This is a genomic window from Pseudomonas sp. N-1-13 (assembly GCF_057787095.1).
Window position 1 is genome coordinate 4,082,172 of sequence record NZ_JBYNRI010000001.1, and the last position, 24,773, is coordinate 4,106,944.

27 protein-coding genes are annotated in these 24,773 nt (G+C 60.0%); 5 read left to right on the forward strand and 22 right to left on the reverse strand.

The genetic code is table 11. From position 1 onward, the window contains the following. Window positions 1–60: 60 nt before the first annotated feature. From AC3I65_RS18230 to AC3I65_RS18280, 11 genes are all read right to left on the reverse strand, one after another. Window positions 61–402, reverse strand: coding sequence for a ribonuclease E inhibitor RraB (locus tag AC3I65_RS18230; protein WP_047228234.1), 342 nt, complete (start codon window positions 400–402; stop codon window positions 61–63). A 201-nt stretch (window positions 403–603) separates the two neighbouring features. Further along, a complete protein-coding gene (locus AC3I65_RS18235; RefSeq protein ID WP_047228233.1) occupies window positions 604–840 on the reverse strand; it encodes a hypothetical protein in 237 nt (78 codons plus the stop codon). A 138-nt stretch (window positions 841–978) separates the two neighbouring features. Then, window positions 979–1,587, reverse strand: a complete 609-nt coding sequence (locus AC3I65_RS18240) for an START domain-containing protein (protein ID WP_047228232.1) — start codon at window positions 1,585–1,587, stop codon at window positions 979–981. Between the two features lie 37 nt (window positions 1,588–1,624). Next, entirely contained in the window at window positions 1,625–1,879 is a 255-nt protein-coding gene (locus tag AC3I65_RS18245) for a YkgJ family cysteine cluster protein (RefSeq protein WP_107322029.1), read from the reverse strand. Window positions 1,880–2,016: 137 nt separating this feature from the next. Next, entirely contained in the window at window positions 2,017–2,493 is a 477-nt protein-coding gene (locus AC3I65_RS18250; RefSeq protein WP_076383845.1) for a translation initiation factor 2, read from the reverse strand. A gap of 89 nt (window positions 2,494–2,582) precedes the next feature. Next, window positions 2,583–4,022 carry an aminotransferase-like domain-containing protein gene (locus tag AC3I65_RS18255; RefSeq protein ID WP_160893052.1) on the reverse strand — a complete coding sequence of 480 codons (1,440 nt, stop codon included), beginning with the start codon at window positions 4,020–4,022 and terminating at the stop codon, window positions 2,583–2,585. A 201-nt stretch (window positions 4,023–4,223) separates the two neighbouring features. Continuing rightward, window positions 4,224–5,033, reverse strand: a complete 810-nt coding sequence (locus AC3I65_RS18260; RefSeq protein WP_047228228.1) for an OmpA family protein — start codon at window positions 5,031–5,033, stop codon at window positions 4,224–4,226. Next, window positions 5,030–5,389: a DUF4398 domain-containing protein gene (locus AC3I65_RS18265; protein WP_139049474.1), complete on the reverse strand. Its 360-nt coding sequence runs from the start codon at window positions 5,387–5,389 to the stop codon at window positions 5,030–5,032. Before AC3I65_RS18265 ends, AC3I65_RS18260 begins: the two co-directional genes overlap by 4 nt. A gap of 9 nt (window positions 5,390–5,398) precedes the next feature. Continuing rightward, window positions 5,399–6,223, reverse strand: coding sequence for a substrate-binding periplasmic protein (locus tag AC3I65_RS18270; RefSeq protein WP_076386580.1), 825 nt, complete (start codon window positions 6,221–6,223; stop codon window positions 5,399–5,401). A 90-nt stretch (window positions 6,224–6,313) separates the two neighbouring features. After that, complete coding sequence (locus tag AC3I65_RS18275) at window positions 6,314–7,243, reverse strand: electron transfer flavoprotein subunit alpha/FixB family protein (RefSeq protein WP_107322026.1); 930 nt, start codon at window positions 7,241–7,243, stop codon at window positions 6,314–6,316. 1 nt (window position 7,244) lies between these two features. Further along, the gene (locus AC3I65_RS18280; protein ID WP_007908338.1) at window positions 7,245–7,994 is read right to left on the reverse strand and encodes an electron transfer flavoprotein subunit beta/FixA family protein; all 750 of its coding nucleotides are present in this window, start codon (window positions 7,992–7,994) and stop codon (window positions 7,245–7,247) included. A 546-nt stretch (window positions 7,995–8,540) separates the two neighbouring features. Between AC3I65_RS18280 and AC3I65_RS18285 the strand changes: the two genes are divergently transcribed. Next, entirely contained in the window at window positions 8,541–10,205 is a 1,665-nt protein-coding gene (locus AC3I65_RS18285) for an electron transfer flavoprotein-ubiquinone oxidoreductase (RefSeq protein ID WP_139049472.1), read from the forward strand. 95 nt (window positions 10,206–10,300) lie between these two features. Here the strand turns inward: AC3I65_RS18285 and AC3I65_RS18290 are convergent, their stop codons facing one another. After that, window positions 10,301–11,191 (reverse strand): AraC family transcriptional regulator, encoded by an 891-nt coding sequence (locus AC3I65_RS18290; RefSeq protein WP_488524055.1) that lies wholly within the window; start codon window positions 11,189–11,191, stop codon window positions 10,301–10,303. Between the two features lie 179 nt (window positions 11,192–11,370). On the opposite strand from AC3I65_RS18290, the gene AC3I65_RS18295 reads away from it, so the two are divergent. Then, window positions 11,371–12,423: an NAD(P)-dependent alcohol dehydrogenase gene (locus AC3I65_RS18295; RefSeq protein ID WP_139049471.1), complete on the forward strand. Its 1,053-nt coding sequence runs from the start codon at window positions 11,371–11,373 to the stop codon at window positions 12,421–12,423. A 6-nt stretch (window positions 12,424–12,429) separates the two neighbouring features. Here the strand turns inward: AC3I65_RS18295 and AC3I65_RS18300 are convergent, their stop codons facing one another. The 5 genes from AC3I65_RS18300 to AC3I65_RS18320 all read right to left on the reverse strand — a co-directional run bounded on the left by AC3I65_RS18300 (window position 12,430) and on the right by AC3I65_RS18320 (window position 17,611). After that, window positions 12,430–13,233 carry an IclR family transcriptional regulator gene (locus AC3I65_RS18300; RefSeq protein WP_013693986.1) on the reverse strand — a complete coding sequence of 268 codons (804 nt, stop codon included), beginning with the start codon at window positions 13,231–13,233 and terminating at the stop codon, window positions 12,430–12,432. 59 nt (window positions 13,234–13,292) lie between these two features. Beyond that, window positions 13,293–14,603 carry an MFS transporter gene (locus AC3I65_RS18305; RefSeq protein WP_488524056.1) on the reverse strand — a complete coding sequence of 437 codons (1,311 nt, stop codon included), beginning with the start codon at window positions 14,601–14,603 and terminating at the stop codon, window positions 13,293–13,295. Between the two features lie 188 nt (window positions 14,604–14,791). Then, entirely contained in the window at window positions 14,792–15,940 is a 1,149-nt protein-coding gene (gene dgoD / locus AC3I65_RS18310; protein ID WP_047228221.1) for a galactonate dehydratase, read from the reverse strand. Between the two features lie 49 nt (window positions 15,941–15,989). After that, window positions 15,990–16,610: a 2-dehydro-3-deoxy-6-phosphogalactonate aldolase gene (locus AC3I65_RS18315; protein WP_047228220.1), complete on the reverse strand. Its 621-nt coding sequence runs from the start codon at window positions 16,608–16,610 to the stop codon at window positions 15,990–15,992. 17 nt (window positions 16,611–16,627) lie between these two features. Continuing rightward, window positions 16,628–17,611 carry a 2-dehydro-3-deoxygalactonokinase gene (locus AC3I65_RS18320; RefSeq protein WP_488524057.1) on the reverse strand — a complete coding sequence of 328 codons (984 nt, stop codon included), beginning with the start codon at window positions 17,609–17,611 and terminating at the stop codon, window positions 16,628–16,630. Between the two features lie 187 nt (window positions 17,612–17,798). Between AC3I65_RS18320 and AC3I65_RS18325 the strand changes: the two genes are divergently transcribed. Beyond that, window positions 17,799–18,431, forward strand: coding sequence for a glutathione S-transferase family protein (locus AC3I65_RS18325; protein WP_274090957.1), 633 nt, complete (start codon window positions 17,799–17,801; stop codon window positions 18,429–18,431). Window positions 18,432–18,436: 5 nt separating this feature from the next. On the opposite strand, the gene AC3I65_RS18330 is transcribed toward AC3I65_RS18325, so the two are convergent. After that, window positions 18,437–18,919: a GNAT family N-acetyltransferase gene (locus AC3I65_RS18330; RefSeq protein WP_047228217.1), complete on the reverse strand. Its 483-nt coding sequence runs from the start codon at window positions 18,917–18,919 to the stop codon at window positions 18,437–18,439. A gap of 179 nt (window positions 18,920–19,098) precedes the next feature. Here AC3I65_RS18330 and AC3I65_RS18335 point away from each other — a divergent pair, with 179 nt between their 5' ends. Further along, window positions 19,099–19,440: a hypothetical protein gene (locus tag AC3I65_RS18335; RefSeq protein ID WP_274090958.1), complete on the forward strand. Its 342-nt coding sequence runs from the start codon at window positions 19,099–19,101 to the stop codon at window positions 19,438–19,440. Between the two features lie 67 nt (window positions 19,441–19,507). Then, window positions 19,508–19,888: a Rho termination factor N-terminal domain-containing protein gene (locus tag AC3I65_RS18340; RefSeq protein ID WP_488524058.1), complete on the forward strand. Its 381-nt coding sequence runs from the start codon at window positions 19,508–19,510 to the stop codon at window positions 19,886–19,888. A 178-nt stretch (window positions 19,889–20,066) separates the two neighbouring features. Here the strand turns inward: AC3I65_RS18340 and araH are convergent, their stop codons facing one another. The 4 genes from araH to AC3I65_RS18360 all read right to left on the reverse strand — a co-directional run bounded on the left by araH (window position 20,067) and on the right by AC3I65_RS18360 (window position 24,663). After that, window positions 20,067–21,035 (reverse strand): L-arabinose ABC transporter permease AraH, encoded by a 969-nt coding sequence (gene araH, locus AC3I65_RS18345; protein WP_076383836.1) that lies wholly within the window; start codon window positions 21,033–21,035, stop codon window positions 20,067–20,069. Between the two features lie 9 nt (window positions 21,036–21,044). After that, the gene (gene araG, locus AC3I65_RS18350; protein WP_488524059.1) at window positions 21,045–22,589 is read right to left on the reverse strand and encodes an L-arabinose ABC transporter ATP-binding protein AraG; all 1,545 of its coding nucleotides are present in this window, start codon (window positions 22,587–22,589) and stop codon (window positions 21,045–21,047) included. A 75-nt stretch (window positions 22,590–22,664) separates the two neighbouring features. Next, entirely contained in the window at window positions 22,665–23,669 is a 1,005-nt protein-coding gene (locus AC3I65_RS18355) for a substrate-binding domain-containing protein (RefSeq protein ID WP_047228212.1), read from the reverse strand. Window positions 23,670–23,844: 175 nt separating this feature from the next. Beyond that, window positions 23,845–24,663 carry an SDR family oxidoreductase gene (locus tag AC3I65_RS18360; protein ID WP_047228211.1) on the reverse strand — a complete coding sequence of 273 codons (819 nt, stop codon included), beginning with the start codon at window positions 24,661–24,663 and terminating at the stop codon, window positions 23,845–23,847. Between the last annotated feature and the right edge of the window lie 110 nt (window positions 24,664–24,773).

Sequence of the window (24,773 nt, forward strand, 5' to 3'; positions counted from 1 at the left end):
ACACCTATGAAAACGGCCGACACATGGGTCAGCCGTTGCTCGGGTTGCGTGAATGAACGGTCAGGCGTGCAGGCGCCGTATTTCCTGTTTGACGCCCCACCCCTCGATGATGCCACCCAAAGGCTCCACCACCGCCTCGAAGTTTTGTTCGAAGTCTCCAATGTCATCGTAGGTGGCGTACATCACCCGGCTCAACTCCAATGACCAGGCGCCGTCATCCCGTGCGCTGATCTGTGCATTCAATGACTCACCCCGAAATTGACCTGCCGCCCTGCGCGCCCGCTCCTCATCCGGGAAAATGGCGTAGAACTCGATGGGATGGAATTGTGAGAAATCGAAACCGCCTTCTTTCATGCGGCGAAGCACACTGGTGCTGATGTCTTCTTGATAGGCTGTGCTCATGAAACGTCCTCCTCAAACCGATGGATAGACTTTCCGTCTTCCCGTGCGGGCAACCCTTGGGTTGCAGCGATACGGCATCAAATTACCGTCGGGACACAAGCATGTAGCTGACAAGACCGGACCTAAGCGATCCTTTCGCTGATCTCAATTGCAGAGTAGCTGCAAGTAGTGGTCACTGCCAAGCGGGGCCAGGCAGTGACTTCATGAAATCGGTGTAATGCTGATGATTTCGATACTGTGCTGGGATTTGAGATTCTTGACCGTAGGGTCTGCGGTGCGGCCCTCCAGGTCATTGAGATCAAGCTTGGCGGGTACGGGGAGCAGCTTTTGGCGAATCAACTGCGCAGCCTGCTCCATCGTGGGCTCCTGTTCATAGTCGAACCGCTCGGCGATGGCTTCGCCGTGATCATCAACGAAAGTGATTTCCCACTTTTGCATCGGTGTCTCCTCGATCAATTCAGGGCCTGGCTTACCTCTATCTCGACATTCAGGGCTGAACAATCGTTCCGCTCAGTCGTTGGACGGCTGCCATAAAAAAAACCGCCTCACGGGCGGTTTTTCATGCAGCGTCGGCGATTATTTCTCGGCACGTGCTTTCAAGGCTTTCAACGTATTGAACGGCGCATCCACCACGAACTTGTTGGCCAGCCAGGAAGGAACATCGCCACCTGGTTCGGTGTGGACCTGATAGATCACTTCGACCTGACCGGCGTCCTTGGGCGTGAATTTCCAGAAGCCTTCAACTTGAGTGACCCGCACAAAACCCTTTTTTTCAGGCCGGTAGGTTGGCACGCCCTTGAGGTTGCGGGTCAGGCTGCCATCGGCACCTTTGACGGTGGTCACTTGCAACACCGAGTCCCGCGGGGTAACCGGCCAGGGCGTGTTGAACTGGGTGTAGGTCCAGCTCTGGTCCCCTTCATGCTTGAGCAGCTCCTGGCTCTTGCATTCGTGAATCCAGGCACAGGCAGCCGAAACGTCTTCCTGAAGCGCTTGCAGCTTGGCCATGGTGGTTTTCATGACGGTCACGCCTTGGTAGGCCTTGTACTTGGAACCGGCCACTTCACTGAGGGAAACCTTGATGCCGTCCTCTTCCTTGGCGACTTTCCAGTCTTCTGCCTGGGCGGTAGCCGTTGCCAGCAGCACGGTCAAACCACACAACACAGCCATACGATGCAGCGAACCCATAGTTTTTTCCTTGTTATCGAAGTTCCGAACTGGCCCATTACGCTGCCGTGATTTGCTCCCACCAACCGATCAGCCGGATGGCGTCTTCAGAGCTGTTGCCGCAGACCTCGATGTCGGCCTCGAACGCCGAGCACACCCTCGGTCGCTCCGGCTGGCCGAAGATCTGGCACAGGTTATCGACTGACAGCTGCACGCAACGTTCGCCCGCCGGCTTGCCGTGGGGCATGCCAGGAATCGGCGAACTGATGGAAGGGGCGATGCAGCAGGCGCCACAGCCTTCGCGGCATTTCATGACGACAACATCCTCACGACAAGTAATGATTGGTAACAGAACACAGAGTAACGGCTAAAACACTCGTTTTAAATTACCGTCCGTGTGTTTTTTCTTGTACGCCAGGATGACCCTACAGTCAGCGACGAGAGGAAGGATTACTGCTTGAATTCGAAATCCAGCGCCGCGCCTTCGACTTCATTGCGCTCTTGATTGCGCAACGGCAGCTGCATTTCATTGCTCAACAAACGGCCATTGAGTTGGAACGGGCCCGGCTTTTCCCCAAACATGGAGGGCAGCAAAGGCTCATGCTTGGGTAACGGCACCGCACCCGGAGGCTGCAGATCCTCGACCATGTCTTGAGGCAGGCTCAAATCCAGCTTGGCCGGCGGTAACCGGGTTTTGGCGACCTCGCGGGCAGATTGACTCTTGGAGGCGACAGGGGCCCGTTTTTTCTTCGCTACCGCAGCTTTTTTAGCCGGCGCTTTTTTAACAACTGCCGGTTTTTTCTTCGAGGCGCTTTTAGTGGCACTGGCGGCCGGTTTCTCCTGCGCCGACGCAGCCACGACACCTTCCGAATGGAAGGCAGTCAACAGGCCGATCAAAACCCAGGCGGCAGGAGCAATGGCTTTCATAGACACTACGGCACTTACGGCAGAGATCCCCATGCTCGCCTGTTACTCAGCCGCTGACAAGCACATCAGGCAGGAGCCGCCAGTTTCTATCAAAAACCGCTGGCGGTCTCCTGGAACAGTTGGGTGGCCAGCAGGCCTAGCGTCATCAAGGCCCGTTCAGCTTCGCGGTTCCAAGGCGTACCGCAATTGAGGCGGATGCAATGGTTGAACTGTTCGGTGTTACTGAAAATCAGCCCTGGTGCAATGCTGATACCTTGCTGCAACGCCCGTACATGCAACTCCTGGGTGTTGACCCGCCCCGGCAGACTGACCCACAGAATGAAGCCTCCATTAGGCCGGCTCATTTGCGTACCTTCGGGAAAGTATTGCTGCACTGCCAACTGAAAGGCACTGAGGTTTTTGCGGTACTCCTGGCGGATATAACGCAAGTGCCGATCATAGCCGCCATTTTCCAGGTACGCCGCGATGCCCATCTGCGTGACGCTGCATGCCGAGTGCGTGCTGAAGGTCTGGAGCCGTTGGATTTCCTGCTGGAATTTACCGGCAATCATCCAACCAATGCGCACGCCCGGTGACAACGTCTTGGAAAAACTCGAACAGTAAATGACTCGGTCCAACCGGTCATAGGCCTTGAGCGCCTTGGTGCGTCCCTGCTCGAACATCAACTCGCCATAAATATCGTCTTCAACGATCTGGATGTCGAAATCCGAGGCCAGGCGCAACAGTTGCTTTTGCCGCTCCTCGGGCATCGTCCCACCGAGGGGATTGCTCAAGCGCGTGGTCAGCACCAGCGCCTTGATCGACCACTGATTGGCCGCCAGTTGCAGGGCTTCCAGGCTCATGCCGGTGACCGGGTCGCTGGGAATCTCGATGACCTTGAGGCCCAGCAGATCCGCCAGTTGCAGCAAGCCGTAGTAGGTCGGCGACTCGGCGGCGATCAGGTCTCCTGGCCGGGTCAGCACCCGCAAGGACATTTGCAGCGCATCCACGCAACCGTGAGTGATCACCACCTCGGAGGGATCCACCACGACCCCGGCATCGCGCATGCGAATCGCCACTTGGCGGCGCAAGGGTTCGAAGCCCGGGCTGAACATGTAGCTGAACGCCCGCGGGCTGTGGAAGCGCGTGACCTTGGCCAATTGCTGGTGCAGCGCCCGTACAGGCAGGTAGTCGACGCTCGGCACCGCCGCGCCCAGGGGAAATACCCCTTCGCGGCGCGACTCAACCAACACTTGCTGGATGATGCTGCTGCGCGTGACCAGCCCCGGACGCTCGACCCGCGCGATGTCCGGCGTCGGCGCCGTCAGGGCCGGGGTTTGATGCACGTAGTAACCGGACTGCGGCCGCGCACGGATCAGCCCCTGATCTTCAAGGTTGGCGTAGGCCTGCAGCACCGTCGCATGGCTGACGTTGAGCTGCGAGCTCATCTTGCGCACCGAAGGCACACGTTCGCCGGGCTGATACACACCGCGCCGGATGTCTTCAGCCAGTTGTTGGGCAATACGTTGATAGAGCAAGAGGTTGGTCATGACGCAGCACTCGATTTCACGGGCATTTTATTTTTGTGAGAGATAGTACCGGAACAGTTTAGAAGTGTACTGGGACAGTTGCCAGATTACCCGACCCTAGAGGGCAGTGACAGCCCCCAACTGTACTCATGAATCACTGATTCGCAGGCCCAAAAAAACCCGGCGCCTCTGAAGGGGCCGGGTTTTCCAGCAACGCAGCCCTTAGCGGGCGGCGCCGAGCTGGCCTTTCTCGTCGGAGAACACAATTTCAACCCGACGGTTCTGTGCCCGACCACGCTCGGAAGCGTTGACGTCGACCGGGAACTCATCACCGTAGCCTTCGACCTGAATGCGCTTTTCGTCGATCCCCAGGTCCACCAGCACGTCCGCCACCGCCTGGGCCCGGCTATGGGACAGCTTGAGGTTTTCCTGCTTGCCGCCGGTGCTGTCGGTGTAACCTTCGATGCGCACCACACGCTTGGGGTTGAGCTGCAAGAATTGCACGATCTTGAGCACCACCCGGTTTGCCGAGTTCTTCAACTGCGCCTGGCCGGTGTCGAACAGCACGTCACCGAGCGTCATCACCAGGCCGCGATCGGTCTGGGTGGTCGCCATCGCCATGATCTGCTCTTCAAGCCACTTGCCCTGTTGCTGGACACTCAGCAACTTGGACTCGCGCAGGGCCAATTGCAGGCGCTGGCGCTCCAGTTCGAGCTTCGCCGCGCGCTCTTCATTGAGCACCTGATTGCTGTGCTCACGGGCAATCTCACTGTAACGCTGGCTCAGGTAGGCGTAATGCAGCACATCTTCGCTGCTGCCCCAGTAGCTGGACAAGCGATCGGCCCGGGCCAGGGATTCACCGGCGCGGATGACATCCTTGGGCGCGGCTCGCAATACGTTGGAGTCTTCCTTGACCTTCTGGAAGTCGGCACCTGCCTTTTCCAGCGCCACTTCGCTGCGCTGACCCGCGCAACCGTACAAGCTGGCCAGGCCCGCGAGAATCAGGCCGCCAAATACTTGGGACTGCTTCATTGGGCATCATCTCTCAACTGTTTGCGCAAGCGCTCGATGCGGGTGTTAAGCACGTTCAGGTGTTCCTCGCCCTTGAGGGTCAGCACCTTCGCTTCGGCCAGGCGTGCATCCAGTTCGGCTTGCTCAGCGCGCATGCGGGCCTTCTTGAACGACTCATCGGCCATGTTGGACTTGGCGCGGGCGAACTTTTCTTCGGCGAGTTTCAACTCGGGCACTTCTTCAGAGGTGGCGCCCACGGCGCGGGCTTGCTCCAGCGCCTGTTCGGTCAGGCGAATCTGTTCATTCGGCGCCGGATCGGCTGCGCAACCCGCCAGAGCCAGTACGGCCAGGGCAGCGAAAAGAGGTCGAATAGTCACTAATGTTCCCTACTGTTTTGGGGCACCAACAGGTGGCTGCAACTGTGTTTTCCAACGCTCGATATTGCGCTGCAACACAGCCTCCGTCAGGCCGGACGCGGCCAATTCTGTCATCTTTTGCGCCAGCTGTCCGCGCAACCATGGGTCATTGCAGGCGGAGTTATGGGAAACCGCGAGGAACAGCCCCGGGGTATCCACTGGTTGCGGCGCGGCCTGCAGGTCATTGGCCATGCCCAATGTCTGGGCCATCGCCAGACCCGAGTAACGCCCTGCCAGGACATACTCCACCTCCCCCAGCAGCAGTTTCTGAAAGGCTTCAGTCAGGTTGGGGGTACGGGTCAGGGACAATTGCTGCTCGGCAAATACGCCAAATGCCTGGGTCATTCGCGCCTTTTGCGACAATGCCCCGGGATGACCATGAAGGTCCTCGGGCTGAGCGATCACCAATGTCGAATCCTTGCGGGTCCACACCAGGTAATCGTTATTCAGCAAGGGCGGATGAACATAGTCCAGGGTTTCAAGCTCGCTGATGGTCAGCGCGGCGTCGACGAGCAGGTCCATGCGTCCGCTGCGCACTTCGTCCAGGGCCTGAGCACGCTTGCCGGCATAGAGCAATTCGATCTTGATCCCCAGCTCCGTCGCCACTTGCGCCAGCAGGTCGGCGCTGGCGCCGATCAGGTGTTTGGGATCCTGGGGGTCTTGCCACAGGTAGGGCGGCGCATCCGGGCTACCGGTGGCGATCAGACGTTCACACTTGCCGGCGGCGACAGACAGACCTGGCACGACGGCCAGCGCCCACAGCAACGACACGCCAGCCAAACGGCGAAGATCCATGGCGATATGCTCCCCTTGCAGTGACAACAACGTGCAGATAATAAAAAACCCGGCCAAAGGGCCGGGCTCTTTATAAGTGAAGACGCCGGATTAGACCAGCTTCTCCAGCTCAGGGATGGCTTCGAACAAGTCCGCTACCAGCCCATAATCGGCCACCTGGAAGATCGGCGCTTCTTCGTCCTTGTTGATCGCGACGATCACCTTGGAGTCTTTCATGCCGGCTAGGTGCTGGATCGCGCCGGAGATACCGACGGCGATGTACAGCTGTGGCGCAACGATCTTGCCGGTCTGGCCGACCTGCATGTCGTTAGGTACAAAACCTGCGTCGACCGCGGCGCGGGAAGCACCGACGGCGGCGCCCAGCTTGTCGGCCAGGGCGTACAGGTGCTTGAAGTTGTCACCGTTCTGCATGCCACGCCCGCCGGAAACGACGATCTTGGCAGCGGTCAGTTCCGGACGATCGGACTTGGCCAGTTCTTCGTTGACGAAGCTGGAGATACCGGCGTCGTGAGCAGCAGCCACCGCTTCAACAGCAGCGGAGCCACCTTCGGCGGCAACCGGGTCGAAACCGGTAGCACGTACGGTGATGACCTTGACCGCAGCATTGGACTGCACGGTAGCAATGGCGTTACCGGCATAGATCGGGCGCTTGAAGGTGTCGGCACTTTCCACCGAGATGATCTCGGAGATCTGGTCGACGTCCAGCGCAGCGGCAACGCGCGGCAGGATGTTTTTGCCGTTGGACGTGGCGGCAGCCAGGATGTGGCTGTAGCCCTTGCCCAGCTCTGCTACCAGCGGTGCAACGTTTTCCGGCAACTGGTGCGCATAGGCAGCGTTGTCGGCCGACAACACTTTTGCCACACCCGCGATTTTCGCAGCGGCTTCAGCCACGGCGCCAACGCCTTGACCGGCCACCAGAACGTGGACATCACCACCGATTTTCGCGGCGGCAGCAACGGTGTTCAGCGTGGCCGGAGCCAGCGCCTTGTTATCGTGTTCGGCGATTACCAAGATAGTCATGTCAGATTACCTTCGCTTCGTTTTTCAGTTTCTCGACCAGTTCAGCCACCGACTTGACCTTGATACCCGCGCTGCGTGCAGCCGGCGCTTCGACTTTCAGGGTCTTGTTGGTGGAGGCGGTGGAAACGCCCAAAGCGTCCGGAGTCAGCACTTCAAGCGGCTTCTTCTTGGCTTTCATGATGTTTGGCAGGGACGCGTAGCGCGGCTCGTTCAAACGCAGGTCGGTGGTGACGATGGCCGGCAGTTTCAGGGAAACAGTCTGCGCGCCGCCGTCGATTTCGCGAGTCACGGCAACGCTGTCGCCGGACACTTCAACCTTGGACGCGAACGTGCCCTGACCGTAGCCGCTCAATGCCGCGAGCATCTGGCCGGTCTGGTTGTTGTCGCTGTCGATGGCCTGCTTGCCGAGGATCACCAGCTGTGGCTGTTCCTTGTCGACAACGGCCTTGAGCAGCTTGGCCACGGCCAGGGAAGTCAGGTCTTCGGCGGATTCGACGAGGATGGCGCGATCAGCACCCAGCGCCAGCGCGGTACGCAGTTGCTCCTGGGCAGTGGTCGGGCCGATGGAGACGACGACGATCTCAGTCGCCACGCCTTTTTCTTTCAGGCGTACGGCTTCTTCTACGGCGATTTCGCAGAAAGGGTTCATCGACATCTTGACGTTGGCGAGGTCGACGCCGGAGTTGTCCGCCTTGACGCGAACCTTGACGTTATAGTCGACCACTCGTTTGACAGCTACAAGAACCTTCATGGATTCCTCGTTACTCTCCGGTGAAAAGAAAGTCGCCTAGGCGAACCTGGCGGTTGATGCTCATGGGCGCAAGGGCACCTCTAAAAACGCCGGCATGAACCACACATGACCTTGCTCACGGGAGTGAAGACCGTTCGTCAGTGATGACCGACGAGTCATTCATTATCGCGGCGTGTAAACTGCGCGTCCGAACCACGCAATACGTCACTTTGTGCTGCCTTCGCCCTGTCTTTAGAGGTGCTCTTGGAACCAACAGTCAGCCTACGGCGAGCGCAAAACCGCCCGTATCTTGACCGGAACGCCCATTCCGGTCAATACGGCAAAATGGTCAGTCATAAGCCGTACGTCAGTGATTTATCTGGCCTGCGGCTATTTCAAACAAACGTTTGTATTGGACCCTGAGAGTGGTGTAGATATAATGCGCCGCTTAAGAGAGAACCGCGGGTCATTCATTGCCGCTTTCGTCGATTTCGCGAAGCAGATCGTGGATGCAACGCCAAACCTCCAATTAGAAAAAACTGTTGAGCCTTGAGTAGGAGATAGCCTGTGGAACGCGAATACATGGAATTCGACGTGGTCATCGTCGGTGCCGGCCCCGCTGGCCTGTCTGCCGCTTGCCGACTGAAACAGAAGGCCGCCGAAGCCGGTAAGGAAATCAGCGTCTGCGTGGTCGAAAAAGGCTCCGAAGTCGGTGCGCACATTCTCTCCGGTGCGGTATTCGAACCCCGCGCCCTGAACGAATTGTTCCCGGACTGGAAAGAACTCGGCGCACCGTTGAACACGCCCGTCGTGCGCGATGACATTTTTGTCCTGAGAAACGCCGAGACCGCGAGCAAAATCCCTGACTTCTTTGTGCCCAAGACCATGCACAACGAAGGCAACTATATTATTTCCCTGGGCAACCTGTGCCGCTGGCTGGCCCAGCAGGCCGAGAACCTGGGCGTGGAAATCTACCCGGGCTTCGCCGCCCAGGAAGCGCTGTTCGACGAGAACGGCGTCGTACGCGGGATCATTACCGGCGACCTCGGTGTCGACCGTGAAGGCAAGCCGAAAGAAGGCCTCTACACCCCTGGCATGGAACTGCGTGGCAAATACACGCTGTTCGCCGAAGGCTGCCGTGGTCATATCGGCAAGCAACTGATCAAGCGCTTCAACCTGGACAGCGACGCCGACGCCCAGCACTACGGCATCGGCCTGAAGGAAATCTGGGAAATCGACCCGGCCAAGCATCAACCGGGCCTGGTGGTGCACACCGCCGGCTGGCCGCTGGACATCATGGGCACCGAAAATACCGGGGGCTCTTTCCTTTATCACCTGGAAAACAACCAGGTGGTCGTCGGCCTGATCGTCGATCTGTCCTACAGCAACACTTTCCTGTCGCCGTTCGACGAGTTCCAGCGCCTCAAGCATCACCCGGTGCTCAAGCAGTACCTGGAAGGCGGCAAGCGCGTCAGCTACGGTGCGCGTGCCATCTGCAAGGGCGGCCTGAATTCGCTGCCGAAAATGGTCTTCAAGGGCGGCGCGCTGATCGGATGCGACCTCGGCACCCTGAACTTCGCCAAGATCAAAGGCAGCCACACCGCCATGAAGTCCGGCATGCTCGCCGCCGAAGCGGTGGCCGATCGCCTGTTCGCCGAATCCGAAGGCGGCGATGAACTGACCGCCTACGTCGACAGTTTCAAGAACAGCTGGCTGTACGAAGAGCTGTTCGCCAGTCGTAACTTCGGCCCAGCGATTCACAAGTACGGCGCTATCATCGGCGGCGGCTTCAACTGGCTCGACCAGAACATCTTCGCCGGCAAGCTGCCGTTCACCCTGCATGACACCAAACCGGACTACGCCTGCCTGAAACTGGCGGCTGACTGCAAGAAGATCGACTACCCGAAACCGGACGGCAAGATCAGCTTCGACAAACTCAGCTCGGTGTTCATCTCCGGTACCAACCATGAAGAAGAACAGCCCTGCCACCTGAAGCTGACCGATCCGAGCATCCCGATCAGCAAGAACCTGCCGCTGTATGACGAACCGGCCCAACGCTATTGCCCGGCCGGGGTGTACGAAGTGGTGACCCAGGAAGACGGCGAGAAGCGCTTCCAGATCAACGCCCAGAACTGCGTTCACTGCAAGACCTGCGACATCAAGGACCCTGCACAGAACATCACCTGGGTTTCGCCGGAAGGCGCCGGCGGGCCGACTTACCCGAATATGTAAGCCGATTCGCTGAACATCAAGGCTCCCGACATGGGGGCCTTTTTGTTGCCTGCGATTCTGTCAACCACACCGCTCCCACAAGGAATCCTGAGTGATCAAGCGACGCGCTCTTCCCCGGGACTGCGCTCGAAGTAACGCTTGTACTCCCGGCTGAACTGCGACGAACTCTGATACCCCACCTGGTGCGCAACCTGGGCCACGCCCATGCCCTCGATCAGCAGCAACCGCTGAGCCTTGAGCAGACGCAGTCGTTTGAGGTACTGCACCGGCGACAACAACGTGCTGCGTTTGAAATGCTCATGGAAGGTCGAAGCACTCATGTTCGCGCAACTGGCCAGCGTCTCGACGTTCAACGGCTCGGTGAAATGCGCGTGCAGATGGCTCAGGGCAGCGGCAATCCGGGCAAACTGTCCTTGCTGCTCCACCAGCGCGCGCAGCACGTCGGCCTGGGGCCCGCGCAAGGCGACAAACAGCAGCTCCCGCAGCCGCGCCTGCCCCATGACCTGGCATTCCAACGGATCGTGCAGGCAGTACAACAAGCGCTCGACACATCCACGCATGGCGTCATCGAGCACCGCACACGTCATCGACTCCGGGGTCTGCGGCGCAAGGCTGCGCCCCGGCACCAGTCCCATGGCCAGCACCAGCTCCCCCAGTATCGCCCGATCGATTGCCACGGAAACCCCCAGCAACGGAGCATTGGGCATGGCGTAGGTTTCGCATTCGAACGGCACCGGCAGCGCCTGGATCAAATAATGCCCCGCACCGTACTCCAGCGTGCGTGGCCCCAGGAACGCCAGTTTGCTGCCCTGGACAATGATCACCAGACTCGGCTCGTAGAGCTGTGGACCACGGGCAACGTCCTGGCTGGCCCTGAGCACCTGTACGCCCGGCAACTGCGTGGGCACGAATCCGTCGCGGGTCGCCAGGGGTTCAATCAGCGAGACCAAAGGGGCATTGGCATCAAGATGACGGGTCAACAACATGGGAAAAACTTCACGAAAAAAGGGATGAAAGCATCATCGCAGGTCTAATGCTTCGTAGGATCAAACCATAGTCAATGTCGGAGGAATAGGCACGACACGCGTAGGAATCGCCATCGCCGCGAAGCGACATGACTCCCACAATGGTCCACCTCACCGTTCACTGCTTAGCGAGGTCCATTATGTACACTGCTATCGGATATGCCGCCCAATCGGCCACCACTCCCCTCGCCCCAATGAAGTTCGAACGCCGCAGCCCGCGAGCCGACGATGTGGCGATCGACATTCTCTACTGTGGCGTATGCCATTCCGACATCCACCAGGCCCGCAATGAATGGGGCATTGCCGTTTATCCGTTGATGCCCGGCCATGAGATCGTCGGAAAAGTCACCGCCGTCGGTGCGAATGTCACCCGCTATAAGATTGGCGACCTGGTGGGCGTTGGCTGCATGGTCGACTCCTGCCGCGAGTGCGAAGCCTGTCGCGCTGACCTGGAACAATACTGCTACCAAGGCATGACGCAGACCTACGCCAGCCCGGACCGTATCAGCGGCGGCCACACCATGGGCGGGTACTCCAACAGCATCGTGGTCAGCGAACACTTTGTGCTGCGCATCCCGGAAACCCTCGACCCGGCCGGCGCCGCACCGATTCTCTGTGCCGGCATCACCACTTACTCGCCCCTCAAGCACTATGGCGTGAAGGCCGGCGACAAGGTCGGCGTGCTGGGCATGGGCGGCCTCGGCCACATGGGCATCAAGTTCGCCAAGGCCATGGGCGCGGAAGTGACGCTGTTCACCCGCTCGGCGAGCAAGGCTGAAGAAGCCCGTCGCCAAGGTGCGGACCACGTGATCGTGTCCACCGACGCCGCGCAGATGGCTGCTGCCGCCGGGCGCTTCAACTTCCTGCTGGACACCATTCCGGTGCAGCACGACCTCAATCCCTACCTCGACACCTTGCGTTTCGACGGCGTGCATATCCTGGTGGGTCTGGTCGAGCCGATCGATCCGCCGGTACACGCGGCCAAACTGATCATGGGCCGTCGGGTCCTGGCCGGCTCACTGATCGGCGGTGTTGCCGAAACCCAGGAAGTGCTGGATTTCTGCGCCGAACACAACATCAGCTGCGACATTGAAATGCTCGACATCCGCCAGATCAACGAGGCCTACAGCCGCATGATCGCAGGCGACGTGAAGTACCGCTTCGTCATCGACATGGCGACGCTCAAAGCCTGACGTTCGTCAGACCTTCGCACCTAGTTCCGCCGACAGCCGGGCTGTGACCCCTTTGACCAGGGGAATCAGCTCGGCCATTTTTTCCAGCGGCATATACGGCACGGTGCTGGCGATGCTGATACCGGCGACGATGCGCTTGCCGGCGTCGCGGATCGGCGCCGCCACGCAACGAATCGACGGCTCGTTGTCTTCCAGATCGAAGGCATAACCACCCGCTACATACTCCACCATCCGCTGCTGGAACTGCTCCCAGGATTGCTCCTGATGCTGGGGCCAGAACTGATTCTTCCCTCCCGCCGGCAAGCTGATTTCATACAGCCTTTTCCATTGTTCCTGAGAATCATCGAGCATCAGCGCCTTACCGATCCCGGTACGCGCCAGCGGCATGCGATGGCCCACGCGCGAACGCATTTCCGGGCCATTGCGCCCCGGATTTTTCAGCAGGTACAACACCTCGTCGCCCTCGCGAATCGCCAGGTGAACAGTGTCACCGGTGAGCGCCGACAACTCGTCCAGGTACGGCCCCGCCAGGCTCACCAGCGGCAACTCTTCCCGGGCCTGAAAACCCAGCTCGATCAGCTTCGGTCCCAACAGATAACCCACTTGCGGCACCACCCGCAGGTAGCGCTCATCCACCAGGCAACTGGCCAAACGATGGGTGGTGCTGCGAGTGGTGCCGATCAACCGGGCGATTTCCTTCAGGTCACGGGCGCCGCTGGCGACCGCCTGGACCACACCCAGACCACGCAGCAGTGTCTGGGTGCCTGTGGGCGCCGCGTCCTTGGTGATTTTTGGATCGTCTTGCTGCATATCCGGCCTTCAACAGTGAGCGGGGAACGGGCGGCATTATGGTCGCCCGCCCCGTCGGACTACAACTCGATGCGCTCGACCTTCCCTACCAGCAGGATGTAGGACAGCGCGCCAATCAACGCCAGCACGGCGATATAGGTGATGGCTGGGGCAAACGAATCGCCGCTGGCGAGGAAACCGATGACGATGGGCGTGGCGATGGCCGCCAGGTTACCGATGAAATTGAACACCCCGCCCGTCAAGCCAAGCAACCGCGCGGGCGCCAGGGTCGAGACCAGCGACCAGGTGATCGACGCCAGGCCATTGCCGAAAAACGCCAGGGCCAGGAAAGCGATCACCAGCGGTGTCGACTCAACGAAGTTGGCGCCGATGATCGCCGTAGAGATCAGCAGCCCGCCGATGATCGGCAGTTTGCGGGCGAACCCCACCGTGGAACCGCGACGGATCAACCAGTCGGAGAAGAACCCGGAACACAACACACCGACAAACGCGGCGAGGAACGGCAATGACGCCAACAGGCCGGACTTGATGAAGTCCATGCCGCGATATTTCACCAGGTAGGTCGGGAACCAGGTCAGAAAAAACCACAGTGTGGAATTCAGGCAGAACTGGCCCAGGTAAATGCCCCACAGCTTGCGATGGGTCAGGACGATACCCAGGTCCGCCCAACTGAACTTGGCCTTGGCCTTGGCTGTATCGGCCTGGATATCCACCAACCCGCCGCCTTCGCGGATCAGTTCGATCTCGGCGGCGTTGACCCCTTTGAAATCCCGCGGTTCGCGATACACCGCGTACCAGATCACCGCCCAGATGATGCCCACCGCGCCCGTGGCGACAAATACCATGTGCCAACCGAAGGCGTGTTGCAGCCACGCCAATACCGGCGTCAGGAAGGCCAGCCCGACGAACTGCCCCGAGGTGTAGAAACCAATGGCCGTGGCCCGTTCGCGCTCAGGAAACCAGGTGGTCACCACGCGGCTATTGATCGGGTAGGCCGGTGCCTCCAGGGCGCCAACCGCCATGCGCAGGACGAACAACGCGATGAAGCTGGCGGCAAAACCGAGCATCACCGTGGCCACCGACCACAGCAATAGTGCAACGCTATACAGAATACGCGGGGGCACCCGATCCACCAGCCAGCCGCCGGGGATCTGCATGGCGGCGTAGGTCCAGCCGAACGCCGAGAAAATCAGCCCGACGTGGATCGGATCGATGCCCAGCTCACTGGTCAGCGCGGGGGCGGCGATCGAAAGGTTGCTGCGGTCCAGGTAGTTGATCACCACGGTGATAAACAGCAGGACCATGATGAAAAAACGCTTGCGGCTGGGCGTCACCAACGACGCTTGCGCGCTCAGGGTGTGCGCTTGCATGTGAGGTGCCTCTTTTTATGTTTATTGAGGAATCGGGGACGTTGAGCGGATCTCCCAGCAGGGGAGATCAAATGTGGGAGCGAGCCTGCTCGCGATGACGGTGTGTCAGTTGACTCATGTGCAGCGGACAAATCGCCATCGCGAGCAGGCTCGCTCCCACAAGGGGATCGGGTGAAATCAGAACCCACTCACCACTCAGCAAAACTGCCATCGGCATGCCGCCAGATCGGGTTGCGCCAGCGGTGGCCGATGGCGGCGCGTTCGATGACGTACTCCTCATTGATCTCGATGCCCAGGCCTGGACCGTTAGGGATTTTCACGAAACCCTTGTCATAGTCGAACACCCGCGGATCCTTGATGTAATCCAGCAGGTCGTTGCTCTCGTTGTAATGGATGCCCAGGCTCTGCTCCTGGATGAACGCGTTGTAGCAGACCGCATCCAGTTGCAGGCACGCCGCCAGGGCGATCGGGCCCAGCGGGCAGTGCAGTGCCAGCGCCACGTCGTAGGCCTCGGCCATGTTGGCGATCTTGCGGGTTTCGGTGATGCCACCGGCGTGGGACGCATCCGGCTGGATGATGTCCACGTAACCTTCGCTGAGCACCCGTTTGAAATCCCAGCGCGAGAACAACCGCTCGCCCAGGGCAATCGGGGTGCTGGTCAGCGGCGCCAATTCCTTCAGGGCTTCGTAGTTCTCACTGAGCACCGGTTCTTCGATGAACATCAGCTTGTACGGATCGAGCTCCTTCATCAGCACCTTGGCCATCGGCTTGTGCACCCGACCGTGGAAGTCCACGCCAATGCCGACGTTCGGCCCGACTGCATCCCGTACCGCCGCGACATTGGCCAGGGCCAGGTCGACCTTTTCAAAGGTGTCGAGAAACTGCAGTTCTTCGGTGCCGTTCATCTTCACCGCCGTGAAACCCCGCGCCACAGCTTCTTTCGCCGCTCGGGCGGTGTCCGCCGGGCGGTCGCCGCCGATCCACGAATACACGCGGATCTTGTCGCGTACCTGCCCGCCAAGCAAATCGCTGACTGACACGCCCAGGGCCTTGCCCTTGATGTCCCACAACGCCTGGTCGATACCGGCCAGGGCGCTCATATGAATCGCGCCGCCGCGGTAGAAGCCGCCGCGATACAGCACGGTCCAGATGTCTTCGATATTGCGTGGGTCTTTGCCGATCAGGTAGTCGGACAATTCCTCAACGGCGGCCGCAACCGTGTGGGCGCGGCCTTCAACCACGGGTTCGCCCCAACCAGTGACGCCTTCGTCGGTTTCAACCTTGAGGAAGCACCAGCGCGGTGGAACGATAAACGTGGTCAGTTTGGTGATTTTCATCTTGTTGTCTCTCTTATCAGATGCAGCGCGCGGGGCGCTGGAAAAGTCGTCAGTTCAAGGCATTCCACGCGGCCACGTAGGCCTTGGCGCGCACCGCCACTTCGTCAGCCGTCAGGCCCGGCTTGAACAACCCGGAACCCAGGCCGAACCCCTTGACGCCGGCCTCGACGAACACCGCCATGTTGTCCGGGGTAATCCCGCCCACCGGCACCAGCACGGTTCCGGCCGGCAATACCGCGAGCCACGCCTTGACCACCGCCGGCCCCATTTGCTCGGCAGGAAACATCTTCAACACATGGGCACCTTCGGCCAGTGCAGCAAAGGCTTCGGTGGGCGTGGCGACGCCGGGCGAGAGGTACAAGCCCGCGGCTTTCGCCGCCCGCAACACCTTAGGATCGCTATGGGGCATAACGATGACTTGACCGCCGGCGGCTTTCACTTGCTCGACCTGTTCCGGCGTGAGCACCGTGCCGGCCCCGATCAGGCAATCGGCGGGTAAGGTACTGCGCAGGATGCGGATACTTTCGTACGGCTCGGGAGAATTGAGCGGTACTTCGATGACGCGAAATCCGGCGCCATAAAGGACTTCGCCGATAGCGGCGGCCTCTTCCGGCCGCAGACCGCGCAAAATTGCGATCAGCCCGTTGTGCGCCAGTGCTTGTGTGAGCATGTCAGACCTCCAGTCGTTTAACGCGATGCGGTGGAATCGAGCAGCCCGGCCGCCACGGCCAGTTGCCACAAACCACGTTCGGTGGCCTGTTCGGCCAGGGACACCCGGGCAAAACCGCAGGCATCGAGGGCCCGTTGATAACGGACGCAGAGTTGAGAATTGCCGATCAACACCACCGTCGGCAGATGAATGGTGTCGCGCCGTCGGCGTTGCACGGTGGCCAGGGCCGTCAGCTCATGACCGATCAGGAGGCCGGAAAGGTAATCCGCCTGGGCGCTGGCACTGAGTTCGCCAGTCAAGCCCAGACTGCGGGCACTGAACACGGTGGACAACGGGCCGATCTGGCCGTCCACCGACAACGCCACCTGCACGCCGCGATCAAAAGCCAGGCTATCGAACGCCGTGTCACGTTGCTGGGTGCGGCCCAGAATGCTGTGGTCACTGAGCACAGCGAAGATCTCGCCGGTCATGAACGTATCGAAATGCACGATGCAGCCATCGGCCACTTCCACCCATTTCGAATGACTGCCGGGCAAGCCGATCAGTACCGCTTCATCCGGCAGGCTGTGCAAGGCGCCAAGCACTTGGGTTTCTTCGCCGCGCATGACATTGGGTAACCGCGAACGCTGGATCACCCCCGGCACGATGTGCACATCGACACCGCGAAGGCTGCGAACGGTTTGCAGGGAATGTCCGAGATTGGCGACGTTGGCAGGCGTGTCGCAGTAAGGCGCTTCGCGCCAGCCCTGGGCGCTGCCGACCATGCCGCAGGCGATCACGGGCAGGCCTGGCTGGGCGTCGAGCCAATCGCCGCACGCCTCGTCGAAGGCCAGTTCAAAACCGTCGATGCACACCTGACCGGCCAGGGTTCGCGGCCCGGAGGGCAACTGCATGATCCCCGACGACAGCGAACGCTGTTCGAGCACCTCGCCCCCGGCGGCGAGTTTGTAAGCCCGTAATGAGGTGGTCCCCCAATCGAGCGCAATCAATTGCGCCTGCATCCGTTTCACCTGTTTTGTTTTTTGGCAGTGAGTGCACGGACTATAAACCTGGGCGCAACAAAATCTCAATATATAAATATCACTCCCATATATTGGGACTAAATACATCGACGACAAAGCCAATCGCCATTCGCCCAAGACCCTGCTACGTTTCTGATCGGACGCCAAACAACTCAGGGAAAAAGGGATGGGACAACAGTTGAAAATCCTCGGCCGCACTTCTTCGATCAACGTCAGAAAAGTGTTGTGGACCTGTCAGGAGCTGGAGATCGCCTACGAGCGCGAAGACTGGGGCATCGGCTTTGCCTCCACCCAAGATCCGGAGTTCCTGGCGCTCAACCCCAACGCCCAAGTGCCGGTGATCATTGATGAAAACGGTGTGCTGTGGGAGTCCAACACCATTTGTCGCTACCTTGTAGGCAAGTATGGAGGCAACGATCTACTGCCCGTCGAACCGGCCGCGCGCGCCCGAATCGAACAGTGGATGGACTGGCAAGCGACCGAACTCAACCCGTCATGGGGCTATGCGTTTCATGCATTGGTGCGCAAGAACCCGGAGTTTCAGGACCCACAACGCATCGCCGCCGGGGTCAAAGGCTGGAACGAAAAGATGGGGTTGCTGGAGGATCAGTTGAACCGCACTGGCGCCTACGTGGCCGGTGCGGATTTTTCCCTCGCGGATGTGCTCATCGGTCTGTCGGTGCATCGCTGGCGCCAGACGCCCATGGAACGCCCGGACTACCCGGCCGTGGCCGCATATTGCAAACGACTCGAACCACGACCGGGGTTTGCCGAGTGGGCATCCGACGCCCACTCATGAAGTGCTCAATTGCCGTTAGCGAAATCCCGTAGCACCTTGCCGTCCATCCGGTAGCGCACCCACTCTTCCTGGGGTTGCGCGCCGAGGGACTTGTAGAACTCGATCGCCGGCGTGTTCCAGTCCAGCACGCTCCACTCAAAGCGACCGCAATCGTTGTCGCAGGCAATTTTCGCCAGGTGACGCAGCAGCGTCTTCCCTGCCCCGCCGCCGCGCTGGTCAGGCGTGATGTACAGGTCTTCGAGGTACAGGCAGTTGCTGCCCAGCCACGTGGAATAACTGAAGAAAAACACCGCATAACCGATGGGCACGCCATCACGCAGACAGATCAGTCCATGGGCAGTGGAGCCCTCGCTGAACAGGCTGCGCTGAATGTCCGTCACGCTGGCGATGACTTCGTGGCGGGCCTTTTCGTAATCGGCAAGTTCAGTGATGAAGGCAAGGATTTGAGGCGCATCGCTGGGTTGCGCAGGACGAATCTGGATCGACATGAACGGGCCTTGTAGCCAATTGAAAGCGCCATACTAAGCCGCCACGCTGCGCTCGTCACACCTCGAAGACAAATTTTAAGTGACGATCCCTACGGCACCATTCGTCGCCTGTCAGGCACCAACCCGGATTCAGGACAGCCCAAAATCAGGCAAGCATTCTAAAAAATGGAGGCGACACCATGATCTCATCACGGCTGACTGCATTCACATTCGCCACGCTGCTGTCTTCGGCGGCTTTCGCAGCCACCACCGACGGCACCGGGCCGACCGATCCGGTACAGGCGCCCAATTCCCCGGCCACGGAGGGCCTGCCCAAGTTGAACACCGATGGCACCGGCGGTGGCCTGAACAATGGTCAGCCTCCCGCCAACGGCACCGATCCGCGGGTGCAGGGCAATGATGCGGGTCGTCAGGGCGGCATGAATACGCCGGACTCCAATACCCCCGATAACGCCGAAACCGGCACGGGCTCGAAAACCACCACCGGCGGGTCGGGTTCCGAGGGCGGCGCCAGCCAGTAACCCCCCAGGGAGCGAGCGACGCGCTCCTGGCGGGTGGCTCTGCTCACACACTTGAGGAGAGATTCCCATGCCTCGTGGAAGCAAAGACAAATACACAGCCGAGCAAAAGCGCAAAGCCGAACACATTGAAGCAAGTTACGAGAAAAAGGGTTTGTCCGAGGACAAGGCCGAGGCTCGTGCTTGGGCGACGGTCAACAAGCAGTCTGGCGGTGGCGAACGCTCCGGTGGGTCGGGGAAGACAAAACCGGCAGCAGAAAAGAAAACCGACCGCAAGGAATCGGCCCGTCGCGCAGCAAAGACCCGCGAAGGTCAGCCGCGCACCAGCAAGGCCTCCCGCTCTACCCAGACTGTGGATAACCTGATGAAAGAGGCCCGGGCGAAGAACATTCCCGGACGTTCGAAGATGCGTAAGCAGGAATTGGTTGAAGCGCTGCGCAAGGTCGGTTGATCGCGGGCGTCAGGAATGACGCCATCGCGAGCGGGCTCGCTCCCACAGGGTTCTGCGCTGTGCCGGAGTTCGGAACCTCCCACAGGGGGATCTGCGCCGTGCTCGGGTTCGGAATCCGGCACAGATCCTGTGGGAGCGAGCCTGCTCGCGATTGGGTCCAGCCCGGTCGGGGCAGATTTCAGCGTTGTTTCATTCGATCGATCACCACCGCCAGCAACAGGATCGAGCCACGGATGACGTACTGGTAGAAGGTGTCGATGTTCTTCAGGTTCATCGCGTTTTCAATAATCGCCAGAATCAGCACCCCGGCGATGACATGGCGAATCATGCCGATACCGCCGCTCAACGACACCCCGCCCAACACGCAAGCCGAGATCACGGTCAGTTCAAAGCCCTGGCCGATCATCGGTTGGCCCGAGGTCATGCGTGAGGCCAGGATCACACCCGCCAAGGCACCGATCACACCATGCACGGCGAAGATGATGATCTTGGTCCGATCAACGTTCACCCCTGCCAACAACGCCGCCTCCTGGTTGCCACCAATGGCCATGGTGTTGCGCCCGTAGGTGGTGTAGTTCAACAACCAGCCGAAAAACAGAAAGCAAACAATGGTGATCAGGATCGGCACCGGCACGCCGAACATCTGGCCGTTACCGAACACGAAGAACGATTCCTGGGACACGCCCACCGCCTTGCCATTGGCAAAGATGTAGGCCAGGCCCCGGACGATCTGCATGGTCGCCAGCGTCGTGATCAACGCATTGACCCGTAGCTTGGCAATGACGATGCCATTGATCAGCCCGACGATCAGCCCCATCACCAGCGCCGCACTGACGCCGAGGAACACGCTGTTGGTGTCACGCATCACCACCGCCGCGACCACACCGGCACAGGCAATCACCGAGCCCACCGACAAGTCGAAGTGCCCGGAAGCCAGGCAATACAACATGGTGCAGGCCGCGATGCCCGTGGTGGAAATCGCCAGGCCCAGGCCTCGCATGTTCAGGGGGGACAGGAAGTTGTCGATCATCAGGGTGCAGAGCACAAAGATTGCGACAGCCGCCAGCAGCATGACCCAGTCGTCCAGGAAGCGCCGCAGATCCAGGGGTTTGCGTGCCGTTGGCAGTGCATTGTTTTGAATGGTCATGTTTACCTCTCAGTTCGCCGCGTCGGCAACGCGTTGGCGTGGCAGCGCCAGTTGCAGCAGGTTGGATTCGTTGGCCTGGTCACGCGGCAGCTCGCCGCGCATAACCCCTTCGCAGAGCACCAGGATTCGGTCGGATATGCCCATCACTTCCATCAGATCGCTGGACACCACAATCACCGCAATGCCATCGGCCGCCAGGTTGTGGATGATCTGATAAATCTCGGCCTTGGCGCCGATGTCGATACCGCGCGTGGGCTCGTCCAGCAACAGGACTTTCATCGGCATCGACAGCCAGCGACCGAGAATCGCTTTCTGCTGATTGCCACCAGACAGGTACATGATTTTCTGACCCGCCGATGGCGTCTTCACTTTCAGCGCCTTGATCTGCTTGTCGGCGTTACCCCGTTCCCAGTCGCCCCGCAACAGGCACCCCAGGGTGGAATGGGCGCCGCGAGCACTGATGTTGATGTTCTCGCCGACGCTGCCCAACGGGATGATGCCTTCCTTCTTGCGATCCTCCGGGCAGAGCAACACGCCCGCGGCAATGGCATCCCGGGGTGAACGCAGTTTCAACTGCTGGTCATGCAGAACCAGGCGCCCGTCAGTTTGGCGTTCCAGCCCACTGAGCAACCGCAGCAACTCGGTACGGCCGGCACCCACCAGCCCAAACAAGCCGAGGATTTCACCTTTATGCACCTGGAAACTCACCGGCTCACGCAGGCCCGGGCCGAGCAGCCCCTCGACCTGCAACGCCACATCGCCGCGCTCGCGGGGACGGTAATCGTAGATGTCCTGGATGTCGCGACCGACCATGCAGGTGACCAACTGATCGTGGGTCAGCTCGCTCATGTTCTCGAAGGTATGCACATAACGGCCGTCCTTGAACACCGTGACCGCGTTACAGATGCGGAACACCTCTTCCATGCGGTGGCTGACATACAGCACCACTTTGCCCTCGTCCCGCAGGCGGGTGATGATCGCCATCAGGCGGTCGATTTCCCGCGCCGAGAGGCTGCTGGTGGGTTCATCGAAGGCAATGACATGGGCGCCACGGGACAAGGCCTTGGCGATTTCCACCAGTTGGCGCTGGCCGAGGGACAGGCGACCGACTTTTTCCTGGGGGTCGATTTCGTCGGCCAGGCCTTTGAGCAACGCCAACGCCTGCTGGCGCAGTTGCCCACGATTGACCAGACCGAAACGGGCCGGCAAATGCCCAAGGAACAGATTTTCGGCAACGGTCATTTCCTGCACCAGGTGCAGCTCCTGGTGGATCACCGCCACGCCGCTGGCAATGCTGTCGGCGGTGCCTTTGAAAGCCATCGTCTGCTCGCCGATCTGCAGGTCGCCGCTGCTGGGGATGTAGGCACCGCCGAGGATCTTCAGCAACGTGGACTTGCCCGCGCCGTTCTCGCCCATCAAAGCATGGACCTGTCCCGGATGAGCAACGAAACTGATATTGGCCAGCGCCTGCACACCGGGAAAGGATTTACCAATCCCGTTGAACCGCAAGCTGCCGCCCATGTTGTGTTGCTGTGTCGCTGTTTGCGCTTGCATAACCACCTCGAACTCACAGAGATCAAGCGACCCCGGCACTCGTCAGGCCAGGGCCGCTTTTGAATCAACCGACCATCAGTTCCACAGGCCGATCTTCTCCAGTTCTTGCTTGAAGTTCTCCCGAGTGATCAGCGTCACCTCGTCCATGGCGGTGTACTTCGGTGGCTCTTTGCCGGTGGTGATCCACTCGTACATCATTTCGGCGGTCTTGTAGCCTTCGATGTGCGGGCTTGGCAGCATCGAACCGAAGAAACCGCTGTTGGGTTTTTTCAGTTCGCCGATGGCGTCGGTGCCGTTGATGCCGATCCCGATCACATTGGCCGCGTTGAACCCGGCGCTTTCGGTGGCGCGCACGCCGCCCAGCACTGTGTTGTCGTTCATGCCGCCGATGATCAGGTTTTTCGCCCCGCTGGGCAGTTTCACCAGGGCCGAGTTGGTGGCGTCCATGCTGCCCGGCACGTCGAGGGTTTTCAGCGCGGTATAAAGGATGTGATCGTCTGGAAAGCCGGCCTTCTTCAGGGCGTCGACCGAACCGTCGGTGCGTTTCTTGCCCGTATCCAGCTCGTTGTAGGTGTTGATCACGGCATAGGTGTCTTTCCAGTCCCAACCGCGCTTTTTCGCCTCAGCGGCCATCGCGTCGCCTTGCTTCTGGCCCACTTCGAACGCGGCCATGCCCAGGTACGGCACGTCTTCCATGAACTTGCCATCGGAGCCGACGAAGCGGTCATCCACGGCAATCACTTTCATGTCATTGAGTTTGGCCTTGGCCACGATGGCCGGGCCGAGAGCCACGTCCGGTGGGCAGATCACGAAGCCCTTGGCGCCGTTAGCGGCGAGGCTGTCGATGGCCGAGAGGGTCTTCTCGCCGTCGGGCACGGCGATCTTGATCACCGTGAAGCCCCGGTCCTTACCGGCCTTTTCGGCGAACGCCCATTCGGTCTGGAACCAGGGTTCTTCGGCCTGCTTGACCAGAAAACCGATCTTCACTTCTTCGGCCGCCAGCAAGGTGCTGCTGAGGCTGACGGCAGTAACCGCCAGGGCGGCACGGCACAGGGAACGGATCCCACGACGATGATTCATAGCTGTCTCCTTGTTTTTTTTATTGAAAGCCAAAACGTCCAGGGCCCTGCTCCAACATCAGTGGAAATGCGCAGGCTGGGCGGTCAAACATGTTGCTGTACAGCATAGGTCCAAATAGTCATATCGTATGATGATTGGATTACAGACGAAGTTTCCGACTGAAATCCCGAAATATTCAGTCGTGGTACATGACCGAACGTCCACCATCGATGGTGATGCACGAGGCGTTGATGAAAGGTGCTTCATCGCTGGCCAGGAACACCGCCGTCATTGCCACTTCGATCGGCTGGCCGATTCGGCGTGGCGGGTGCAGATCCAGCGCACGCTGGCGTTCGGCATGTGGATCGGCGAAGCCGTTCCAGTAGTCGATATTCAATTGGGTTTCGATGTAACCCGGCGCAATGGCATTCACCCGCACACCTTTGGGCGCGTATTCGATACCCAATGCGCGGGTCAGGCCGAGCAGTCCGTGCTTGGCCACCGGGTAAGGGAAACAGCCGGGAATGATGTGGGATGAATGAGTCGAGGCGATATTGATGATGCTGCCCCCGCCCTGCTCAAGCATCTGCGGCAACACAGCCTTGCAACCGTACCAGGCGCCATCCAGGTCGATGGCGAAACAACGCCGCCAATCTTGCTCGGTCATTTCCAGCGGGTCACGAAATACGTTCACGCCCGCGCAGTTCACCAGAACGTCGATGCGACCGTGCAGCTCGACGGCACGACGGGCCATGGCATGCAGGTCCTGCTGGTTGGATACATCGGCTTTGAGTGCCTGCACATCCGCCCCGCGTTCACGCCAGAGGGCTGCGACTGTCTCAACCTTCTCGGCCTGGATATCACTGATGACCAAGCGTGCCTGCTGCGAGGCGAACGCGGCGACGATCGCCTCACCAATGCCTTGGGCAGCCCCGGTCAGCAGCACCACTTTGTTTTTCAGGCGTTCGCCTTTCGGGGGTTCGGGCATCGGTAACAAGGACAGGGTGTGGGCCATGACTCAAGACTCCTGTCCGCAAGCACGACGAAAACCGGACATCCAGAGATGGCCGGCCGAAAGGCTTTTGGAATCGCGTACGCCGTCGGGCGGTACGGAGGAAGATCGTT

Bases quoted from the DNA above. Each gene is read 5' to 3' on its own strand.
- AC3I65_RS18270 (WP_076386580.1), bottom strand. From the start codon at position 6,223: ATGGATCTTCGCCGTTTGGCTGGCGTGTCGTTGCTGTGGGCGCTGGCC.
- AC3I65_RS18305 (WP_488524056.1), bottom strand. From the start codon at position 14,603: ATGCAAGCGCACACCCTGAGCGCGCAAGCGTCGTTGGTGACGCCCAGC.
- AC3I65_RS18325 (WP_274090957.1), top strand. From the start codon at position 17,799: ATGGGACAACAGTTGAAAATCCTCGGCCGCACTTCTTCGATCAACGTC.
- AC3I65_RS18290 (WP_488524055.1), bottom strand. From the start codon at position 11,191: ATGTTGTTGACCCGTCATCTTGATGCCAATGCCCCTTTGGTCTCGCTG.
- AC3I65_RS18320 (WP_488524057.1), bottom strand. From the start codon at position 17,611: ATGCAGGCGCAATTGATTGCGCTCGATTGGGGGACCACCTCATTACGG.
- AC3I65_RS18330 (WP_047228217.1), bottom strand. From the start codon at position 18,919: ATGTCGATCCAGATTCGTCCTGCGCAACCCAGCGATGCGCCTCAAATC.
- AC3I65_RS18275 (WP_107322026.1), bottom strand. From the start codon at position 7,243: ATGACTATCTTGGTAATCGCCGAACACGATAACAAGGCGCTGGCTCCG.
- AC3I65_RS18250 (WP_076383845.1), bottom strand. From the start codon at position 2,493: ATGAAAGCCATTGCTCCTGCCGCCTGGGTTTTGATCGGCCTGTTGACT.
- dgoD (WP_047228221.1), bottom strand. From the start codon at position 15,940: ATGAAAATCACCAAACTGACCACGTTTATCGTTCCACCGCGCTGGTGC.
- AC3I65_RS18230 (WP_047228234.1), bottom strand. From the start codon at position 402: ATGAGCACAGCCTATCAAGAAGACATCAGCACCAGTGTGCTTCGCCGC.
- AC3I65_RS18295 (WP_139049471.1), top strand. From the start codon at position 11,371: ATGTACACTGCTATCGGATATGCCGCCCAATCGGCCACCACTCCCCTC.
- AC3I65_RS18255 (WP_160893052.1), bottom strand. From the start codon at position 4,022: ATGACCAACCTCTTGCTCTATCAACGTATTGCCCAACAACTGGCTGAA.
- AC3I65_RS18315 (WP_047228220.1), bottom strand. From the start codon at position 16,610: ATGCTCACACAAGCACTGGCGCACAACGGGCTGATCGCAATTTTGCGC.
- AC3I65_RS18235 (WP_047228233.1), bottom strand. From the start codon at position 840: ATGCAAAAGTGGGAAATCACTTTCGTTGATGATCACGGCGAAGCCATC.
- araH (WP_076383836.1), bottom strand. From the start codon at position 21,035: ATGACCATTCAAAACAATGCACTGCCAACGGCACGCAAACCCCTGGAT.
- AC3I65_RS18280 (WP_007908338.1), bottom strand. From the start codon at position 7,994: ATGAAGGTTCTTGTAGCTGTCAAACGAGTGGTCGACTATAACGTCAAG.
- AC3I65_RS18340 (WP_488524058.1), top strand. From the start codon at position 19,508: ATGCCTCGTGGAAGCAAAGACAAATACACAGCCGAGCAAAAGCGCAAA.
- AC3I65_RS18360 (WP_047228211.1), bottom strand. From the start codon at position 24,663: ATGGCCCACACCCTGTCCTTGTTACCGATGCCCGAACCCCCGAAAGGC.
- AC3I65_RS18335 (WP_274090958.1), top strand. From the start codon at position 19,099: ATGATCTCATCACGGCTGACTGCATTCACATTCGCCACGCTGCTGTCT.
- AC3I65_RS18355 (WP_047228212.1), bottom strand. From the start codon at position 23,669: ATGAATCATCGTCGTGGGATCCGTTCCCTGTGCCGTGCCGCCCTGGCG.
- AC3I65_RS18260 (WP_047228228.1), bottom strand. From the start codon at position 5,033: ATGAAGCAGTCCCAAGTATTTGGCGGCCTGATTCTCGCGGGCCTGGCC.
- araG (WP_488524059.1), bottom strand. From the start codon at position 22,589: ATGCAAGCGCAAACAGCGACACAGCAACACAACATGGGCGGCAGCTTG.
- AC3I65_RS18240 (WP_047228232.1), bottom strand. From the start codon at position 1,587: ATGGGTTCGCTGCATCGTATGGCTGTGTTGTGTGGTTTGACCGTGCTG.
- AC3I65_RS18300 (WP_013693986.1), bottom strand. From the start codon at position 13,233: ATGCAGCAAGACGATCCAAAAATCACCAAGGACGCGGCGCCCACAGGC.
- AC3I65_RS18245 (WP_107322029.1), bottom strand. From the start codon at position 1,879: ATGAAATGCCGCGAAGGCTGTGGCGCCTGCTGCATCGCCCCTTCCATC.